We start from the raw sequence: 7269 nt of genomic DNA on the forward strand, positions 1-7269 counted from the left end.
CGGGGGGGGCCCGGGGGGTGCGGGGGGCCCCCGGGCCCGACGTGTTGGGGTTTGGGGGCGGGGCGTCGCCGGGCAGACGGGGATGTGACGGCAGGGCCTGGCCCGCGTGGGCCGATCGCCTCAGGTGTCGGCCGTGACCAGCGCCCACACGGTCTTGCCGTGCGTGCCCCGGCTCCACACCCCCCAGGCCGCCGCGACGCTCTCCACGAGGTGCAGCCCGCGGCCCGCCTCCGCCCCGTCCCCGACCAACCGCAGCCGGGATTCCAGGCGGCCCTCGGCGGAGACCTCCACGAGACAGGAGCCGTCGGCGAGGGCGGTCACCGCGACCTCGAACTCCCGCTCCAGCTGGAGGTACCCCCTGCCCGAAGAGCTTGCGGGAGGGTCGTGGCGTACGGCGTCGGTGGCCAGCTCGGACACCAGCAGGACCACGTCCTCCAGCGCCCGCTCACCGGGGCCGTGGCCCCAGTCGGCCAGATGGTCCCGGACCCGGTGCCGGGCGAGACCGACGGAAGCCGGATGCCGGGGCAACCGGAAGGAGTTGCGTCTCAGCACGTCTGCTCCTCACCCGACGCGCACCTCCGTCACGGGGCGCGCGTCGGGTGTCTGTCCCGCGTCGCTCGGGCGCATGTTCCGGCGCGCGGGATCACCTCAGATCCAGGTCAGCCGCCACAGCCTGAACACGCCGGTGCCGTCCGAGAGGTACTGGCCACCGCCGACGTCCTCGTTGCTGACGACGTACTCCTTGCGCTGCCACAGCGGAATCAGCGGCACGTCGGAGGCCACGTCCGCCTGCAGGTCGCGGAAGTCCTGCGCGGCGCGGCTGCGGTCGGCGAACTGCTGGCTGTCCAGGATCAGGTGGTCGACGAGCTTGTTGCTGTAGCCGGTACGCATGGTGGAGCCGGTGCCGACGAGCGGGGCACCGAAGGTGTCCGCGTCCGGGTAGTCGGCGACCCAGCCGACCGTGTACGCGTCCAGCTTGCCGTCGGCCCAGCGCTTCTGGAAGTCGGTCCACTCGTAGCCCTGGACGTCCACCTTGAACAGGCCACCGGTCTCCAGCTGCCCCTTCAGCTCCGCCGCCTCCTCGGCACCCGCGCCACGGCCCTTGCCGTAGCCGAGGGTGAAGTGGACGGGAAGCGTCACGCCGGCCCCGGTGAGCAGTGCCCGCGCCCTGGCCACGTTCTGCTTCGGGTAGTCGTCGAAGAACGACGTGGTGTGGCCGGTGATACCGGTCGGGATGAGCGAGTACAGCGGTTCGACCGTGCCCTCGTACACCTTGGCGGCCAGCTTCTCACGGTCGATCAGCCAGGCCATGGCCCGGCGGACGGTCACCTCGTGCAGCGGTGAGGTCGCGCGGGTGTTGAGGTAGAGGTTGCGGGTCTCGGAGCTGTCGGACTCCGTGACGCGCTGGCCGGGGTCGCTCGCGGAGAGGCGGGACAGGACGTCGGGCGGCAGCGTCCTGGTGGCGACCTCGACCTCCTTGGCCTTCCAGGCGTTGTTCAGCTTGGCCGCGTCGCCGTAGTAGCGCAGCTCGACGGGGCTGCGGCTGCCCTGGATGTCCCCCTTGTAGCCCGTGTTCGGCGTGAGGGCGGCGCGCTTGTCCTTGGTGTACCCGGTCAGTGTGTAGGGGCCGGTGCCGTCGACCTCGCCGCCTCTGCGCAGGGCATTCGCCGGGTACCTGGTCCGGTCGACGATCGATCCGGCGCCGGTGGCCACCTTGAACGGGAAGGTGGCGTCCGGCGACGACAGATGGAAGGTGACGGTGTCGCCCTCGGCACTCACCGAGCCGAGCGTGGACAGCAGGGACGCCGGGCCGACATCGGAGTTGATCTTCTTGACGCGGTCGAAGGAGTACTTCACGTCCTCGCCGGTCACCGCGCGCCCGCTCGGGAACGTCAGCCCGGAACGCAGCGTGCACCGGTACGTCTTCAGCCCGGTGCCCACGAAACCGCAGCTCTTCGCCGCGTCCGGCACCGGTTGGCCGCCACCCGCGTCGAAGGTCAGCAAGGACTGGAACACATTGCTGAACAGGGCCCAGGAACCGGCGTCGTAGGCGCCGGCCGGGTCGAGCGACGTGACGGCGTCCGTCGTGCCGACCGTGATGGTCCTGTCTGTCTTGTCCTGCGACGGCAGCAACTGCCAGCCGCCCACTCCCACGGCCGCGAGCACCAGAAGCGTCGCGAGAATGCGCATGCGAACCGAGCGCATGGTCGTGCCCTCCCAGGGACCTACCCTGGCCCTACCCAAGGCCAGCACAAAGTCGCCACTCCCCTAGTGGCGCCGATCACCTAATCACACGTGTTTCGGCTGGGGGAAGAGCAATCCGACCGGATGAGAAAGAACTTACCGGGCGGCTGTTTCCGGTGGGTTTCACAGCGCCTTCACAGTCAGGCGTCGCGCGAGGCCAGCTCGATCACCGTGATGTCCGACGGCGCCCCCACGCGCGTGGGCGGCCCCCAGGCTCCGGCGCCCCGGCTGACGTACAACTGGGTGTCGCCGTAGCGCTCCAGCCCCGCGACCGTCGGGTTGGCGGCCGCCGCCACGAGGTTGCCCGGCCAGAGCTGGCCGCCGTGCGTGTGGCCGGAGAGCTGGAGGTCGACGCCGTGCCGTACGGCCTCGTGGACCTGCACCGGCTGGTGGGCGAGGAGCACGCACGCACGCGCGGTGTCCCGGTCGCCGAGCGCCTTGCCGAAGTCCGGGCCCCGGCCCTCGCTCTCGCCCTGGATGTCGTTGACGCCCGCGAGGTCGAAGGCGGGCAGCTCGGTACGGGCGTTCTCCAGCGGGCGCAGCCCGAGCCGCCGCACCTCCTCGACCCACTGTTCGGCCCCGGAGAAGTACTCGTGGTTCCCGGTGACGAAGTACGCGCCGTGCCGCGCCCGCAGCCCGGCCAGCGGGGCGGCCGCCGGGCCGAGGTCCTTCACGCTGCCGTCCACGAGGTCACCGACGACCGCGATCAGGTCGGGCTGGGTCGCGTTGACCGTGTCGACGACCTTCTGCGCGAAGCCCCGGCCGAGGACCGGCCCGAGGTGGATGTCGCTGACGACGGCGATCCTGAATCCGTGCGCGGAGCGCGGGAGTCTGGCCAGCGGGACGGTGACCCGCTTGACATTCGGCCCCCGCAGCACGCCGTACGTCCCGTATCCGACGGTCGCCACGGCGGCGGTGGCGGCGGCTCCGGCGACGACGCGGGAGACGAAGAGTCGGCGGGCGGGGTCGGGGACGCCGGGGGCGGAGGCTTTCGGTCCGGGCCCGGCGGCCGGGGGCCCGCTCGCCGGAGGCGGGTTCACCTCGACCGGGGCAGCGGCGCCCTCGGCGGCCAGGGACACGCTCGCGGTCTCGGGTTCCCGCTCCTCGGCCGTGACGGTGTCCGGGGGCGTGAGCGTGGCCGTCCGCGCGGGCGCCCGCCCCGCCACCAGCCGTCGCAGCAGGGGGCGTACGGCCTCTCCCGCCACCACGGCCAGCAGCAGGTAGAGCGACAGCGCCATCCACAGGAAGCCGGGCCAGGCCAGGGTGCGCTGCAGCCAGAAGGGGGCGCCGGAGCGTTCGGCGACCAGCGCCGTGATCATCAGCGTGGGGCCCGCGACGAAGACGCCCGTGCCGACGCGGCGGGCGGGACCGGGACCGCGGGTCGCGTCGCGGACCAGACGGCGCCAGACGTACCAGTGCAACGCGGCCACGAGGGCCAGGACGGCCAGGGCGACGAGGACGAAGACGATGACCAAGCTGCCGTGTCCCCCGCTATGACGTCCGGCGCAGTGCGCGCAGTCCGCGCAACCCGATGACCCCGATGACCGTCCCCAATACGAAGGAAACGACCGCCAGCAGCAGGTGCACCCAGAAGTAGGCCGTCGGGTGCCCGTCGTCGAACGCCAGCCCGCTGCCGTCCTTGACGAGATTCTTGACGAAAGTGACCCAGATGACCCAGCTCCACACCCCGAAGGCGAGCAGGAACCAGGAGACCGGGCGGCTGAGCTTCATAGGTCCAGTATCGCCGTCGGCCGGGCGGATCCGCGTCCGGGGTGGCAGGGGAGCCAGGACTTCACGGTCCGCTGCCGGTACGTTCTCGACCGTGCCCGCACCCAAGAAGACCGTCAGACACTCCCTGCTGGTCGCTTCCGCCTCCTTGCTGTCCCTTTCGCTGACCGCACCCGCCGCCCTCGCGGCCCCTCGTCCGTCCACGAGCCCGTCGGCCACTCCCCCGGCGCACATGTCGACGGTCGGTGGCACCCGCCTCGGCCGGGCCGGCACCCAGGTGAACCTGAGCGACGGTGTTCCCGCGCTGCCCGAGGACCTGACCGCCCGCTCCTGGATCGTCTCGGACGCGGAGTCCGGCGAGGTGCTCGCCGCGCACAACGCGCACTGGCGACTGCCCCCGGCGAGCACCCTGAAGATGCTGTTCGCCGACACGGTCCTGCCGAGGTTCCCGAAGTCGTCGAAGCACAAGGTGGTGCCGTCCGACCTGGCGGGCATCGGCGCCGGTTCCAGCATGGTCGGGATAAGGGAGGACGAGACCTACACGGTCCGTGACCTGTGGCTCGGCGTCTTCCTGCGGTCCGGCAACGACGCCGTGCACGTGCTCTCCGCGATGAACGGCGGAGTCGAGCAGACCGTCAAGGACATGCAGGCGCACGCGGACGAACTGCAGGCCCTGGACACGCACGTGGTCAGCCCCGACGGCTACGACCAGAAGGGCCAGGTGTCGTCCGCGTACGACCTGAGTCTGTTCGCCCGTTCCGGGCTGCAGAAGAAGGACTTCCGCGAGTACTGCTCCACCGTCCGGGCGAAGTTCCCGGGGGAGACGACGAAGAAGGAGGGCAGGACGGTCCGTGAGTCCTTCGAGATCCAGAACACCAACCGGCTGCTGAGCGGCGACAGCGACATCCCCGTCTACCAGGGCATCGCCGGTGTGAAGAACGGCAACACCACCAACGCGGGCGCGACCTTCACCGGGGTGGCCGAGCGCAACGGCAAGGTGCTGCTGGTCACCGTCATGAAGCCGGAGAAGAACGAGCACAACGAGGTCTACAAGGAGACCGCCAAGCTCTTCGACTGGGGCTTCGCGGCGGTCGGCAAGGTGTCGCCGGTGGGCGAGCTGGTGGCGCCGAGGAGCGCGGCCCAGTCCGCCACCCAGCCGGGCGCCACCGCCTCCGCCGGGGAGTCGGGCGGGGCCGCCGGCGGGCGAACGTCGAAGGCGGTCACGAGCGCCTCCGCCGGCGGTTCGAGCGGCGTCGGGATCGCCCTGACGGTCACCGCCGGGCTGCTGGCGCTGCTGGCGGGCGGGGTGTTCCTGGTCAACCGCCGCTGGCCACTGCCGGACCTGGTGCGCCGTCGCTCGTCCCGTCCGTGAGTTCCGCCTCCTCGCTCTCCGTCGCCGTCCAGGCGGCGGAGAACAGAAGCAGCTTCGACGTGAAGTTGATCCACAGCAGCAGGGCCACGGGGACACCGAAGGCGCCGTACATGCTCTTCGTGGCCACGCCCTGGATGTAACCGCTGAGCAGCAGCTTCAGCAGCTCGAAGCCCACCGCGCCGATCAGCGCGGCGACGACCAGCCGGCGGCGGGGCGGCTCGACGCCGGGCAGCAGGGTCAGCACGTAGAGCAGGAGCAGGAAGTCGGCGAGCACGGCGACGACGAACGCGGCCGTCCGCAGCAGGACGCTGCCCCAGCTCGCGCGTTCGATGCCGAGCTGGTCGCCGGTCCAGCCCACCATGGCGGAAGCGATGGTGGAGACGGCGAGGGTGGCCAGGACCGCGCCGCCGAAGCCGACCAGGACGCCCGCGTCCTTGGCCTTGCGCAGGAGGGGGTTCTCCTCCTTGTCGGGCAGTTCCCACACCGCGCGCAGGCAGTCGCGCATCTGGCCGACCCAGCCGATGCCGGTCAGCAGCAGGAAGGCGCCTGCGATGAGCCCGATGGTGCCGGCGTTCTGGACCAGGGCGTTGATGTCGAGCTGGTCGGAGATACCGGGGACCTGATCGGCGATCTTGTTCTGCAGGTTCCGCTGCTGCGACTCGCTCAGGGTGGCGGCGGCGACCGCGGCGGCCACCGTCAGCAGCGGGAACAGCGCGATGAAACTGATGAAGGTCATCGCGGCGGCCAGCCGCGTCCACTTCACGCGGTCCAGGCGCTCGTACGACCGCCAGGCGTGGGTGGCCGTCAGGCGCGTGATGAGCGGCCCGATCCCGGGAAGCTTCTTCAGCCAGTCCATGATCCGTCTCTGCCCTCGTTGTGGAACACCAGGGTGCGAGTACCCCAAAAGCGCAGGACAGTGGCCAGCGCCATGCCGATTCCGGCGCCGGACACGGTGTCGGCGCGCTGCGAGGTGAGGCCGAGGCCGTAGTGGCTGACGGTGAGACACATCAGCTGGACGAGCGCGCCCGCGAGGTTCACGGCCAGGAAGACGGCGTACGGGCGCAGGCCCCGGGGACGCGTGTGCCGGTACGTCCCGAGCGCGTTGCCGGTGTAGGCGACCGTGCAGCCCGCGGCGAAGGACAGGGTCTTGGCGGTGAGCGGACCGAGGCCGGTCGGGCCGCGCAGCCATGTGAACAGGGCCAGGTCGACGGCGTAGGCGAGCAGGCCGACGGCGGCGAAACCCAGCAGTTCGCGTTGGCGCGGCGCGCTCACCAGTTCGCCACCGCGAGGCCGTACATCGCGAGCCAGGCCAGGCCGATCAGGGCCAGTGCCCGGTCGCGCAGGACCACGTCCTCGGGCTCGCCCGCGGTGCCGCGGTCGGCGAAGACGGCGTACCTGAGGACGGCCAGGATGAAGGCCACCACCGACAGCTGACGCCACGGCAGCACGCTCGTGCTCGGCACGCCGCCCGCCTCCAGGGCCCACATGCAGTAGCCGAGGACGGCGACACCGGCGGCGAGCTGCCAGACGAAGCGGAGGTAGCCGGTGGTGTACTCGGTGAGCAACGCGCGCGTGGCGCCCGCCTTTCCGGCCATCTGCAGGGCTTCGGAGTAGCGCTTGGCCGAGACCATGAACAGGGCCCCGAAGCCCGTGGTGATCAGGAACCAGCGGGACAGCGGGATGCCGAGCGCGACCCCGCCGATCATCGCCCGCATCAGGAAGCCCGTGGTGACGACGACGAGGTCGACGACCAGGACGTGCTTGAGGCTGACGCAGTAAGCCAGTTGCACGCCGATGTACGCCGTCAGGAGGGCCGCGGCGGCCGGTGTGGTCAGCAGGGCCGCGGCGGCCGGCGCGAGGACGGCCAGGGTGCCTCCGGCGGCGTAGGCGAGGGGCACGGGGACCTGTCCGGCGGCGACCGGGCG

General features: G+C 71.3%; 7 protein-coding genes and 1 pseudogene. 1 reads left to right on the forward strand and 7 read right to left on the reverse strand.

Annotated elements, in window-relative coordinates; translation table 11 throughout:
• Positions 1–120: 120 nt before the first annotated feature.
• The 4 genes from ACFW2E_RS01975 to ACFW2E_RS01990 all read right to left on the reverse strand — a co-directional run bounded on the left by ACFW2E_RS01975 (position 121) and on the right by ACFW2E_RS01990 (position 3975).
• Positions 121–552, reverse strand: coding sequence for an ATP-binding protein (locus ACFW2E_RS01975; RefSeq protein ID WP_384459869.1), 432 nt, complete (start codon positions 550–552; stop codon positions 121–123).
• 96 nt (positions 553–648) lie between these two features.
• Entirely contained in the window at positions 649–2190 is a 1542-nt protein-coding gene (locus ACFW2E_RS01980; protein ID WP_384459871.1) for an ABC transporter substrate-binding protein, read from the reverse strand.
• Between the two features lie 194 nt (positions 2191–2384).
• Entirely contained in the window at positions 2385–3719 is a 1335-nt protein-coding gene (locus ACFW2E_RS01985) for a metallophosphoesterase (RefSeq protein WP_384459874.1), read from the reverse strand.
• A gap of 16 nt (positions 3720–3735) precedes the next feature.
• Complete coding sequence (locus ACFW2E_RS01990; protein WP_190012810.1) at positions 3736–3975, reverse strand: SCO4848 family membrane protein; 240 nt, start codon at positions 3973–3975, stop codon at positions 3736–3738.
• Between the two features lie 91 nt (positions 3976–4066).
• Between ACFW2E_RS01990 and ACFW2E_RS01995 the strand changes: the two genes are divergently transcribed.
• Complete coding sequence (locus ACFW2E_RS01995; protein WP_384459877.1) at positions 4067–5344, forward strand: D-alanyl-D-alanine carboxypeptidase family protein; 1278 nt, start codon at positions 4067–4069, stop codon at positions 5342–5344.
• Here the strand turns inward: ACFW2E_RS01995 and ACFW2E_RS02000 are convergent.
• The 3 genes and pseudogenes from ACFW2E_RS02000 to ACFW2E_RS02010 all read right to left on the reverse strand — a co-directional run.
• On the reverse strand, positions 5289–6200 hold the full coding sequence (locus ACFW2E_RS02000; protein ID WP_384459880.1) for a YihY/virulence factor BrkB family protein: 912 nt from the start codon (positions 6198–6200) through the stop codon (positions 5289–5291). The two genes, ACFW2E_RS01995 and ACFW2E_RS02000, sit on opposite strands and share 56 nt — an antisense overlap.
• Positions 6188–6616: a GtrA family protein gene (locus ACFW2E_RS02005; protein ID WP_384459883.1), complete on the reverse strand. Its 429-nt coding sequence runs from the start codon at positions 6614–6616 to the stop codon at positions 6188–6190. The genes ACFW2E_RS02000 and ACFW2E_RS02005 overlap by 13 nt, the downstream gene beginning before the upstream one ends.
• Positions 6613–7269 (reverse strand): annotated as a pseudogene (locus ACFW2E_RS02010) (decaprenyl-phosphate phosphoribosyltransferase); the annotation flags it as partial. The pseudogene ACFW2E_RS02010 and the gene ACFW2E_RS02005, both read right to left, overlap by 4 nt.

The organism is Streptomyces sp. NPDC058964 (assembly GCF_042741275.1).
Taxonomy (GTDB): domain Bacteria; phylum Actinomycetota; class Actinomycetes; order Streptomycetales; family Streptomycetaceae; genus Streptomyces.

What these genes read in the sequence shown, in the direction of transcription:
- ACFW2E_RS01980 (WP_384459871.1), bottom strand. Translation starts at nt 2,190, where the DNA reads ATGCGCATTCTCGCGACGCTTCTGGTGCTCGCGGCCGTGGGAGTGGGC.
- ACFW2E_RS01990 (WP_190012810.1), bottom strand. Translation starts at nt 3,975, where the DNA reads ATGAAGCTCAGCCGCCCGGTCTCCTGGTTCCTGCTCGCCTTCGGGGTG.
- ACFW2E_RS02000 (WP_384459880.1), bottom strand. Translation starts at nt 6,200, where the DNA reads ATGGACTGGCTGAAGAAGCTTCCCGGGATCGGGCCGCTCATCACGCGC.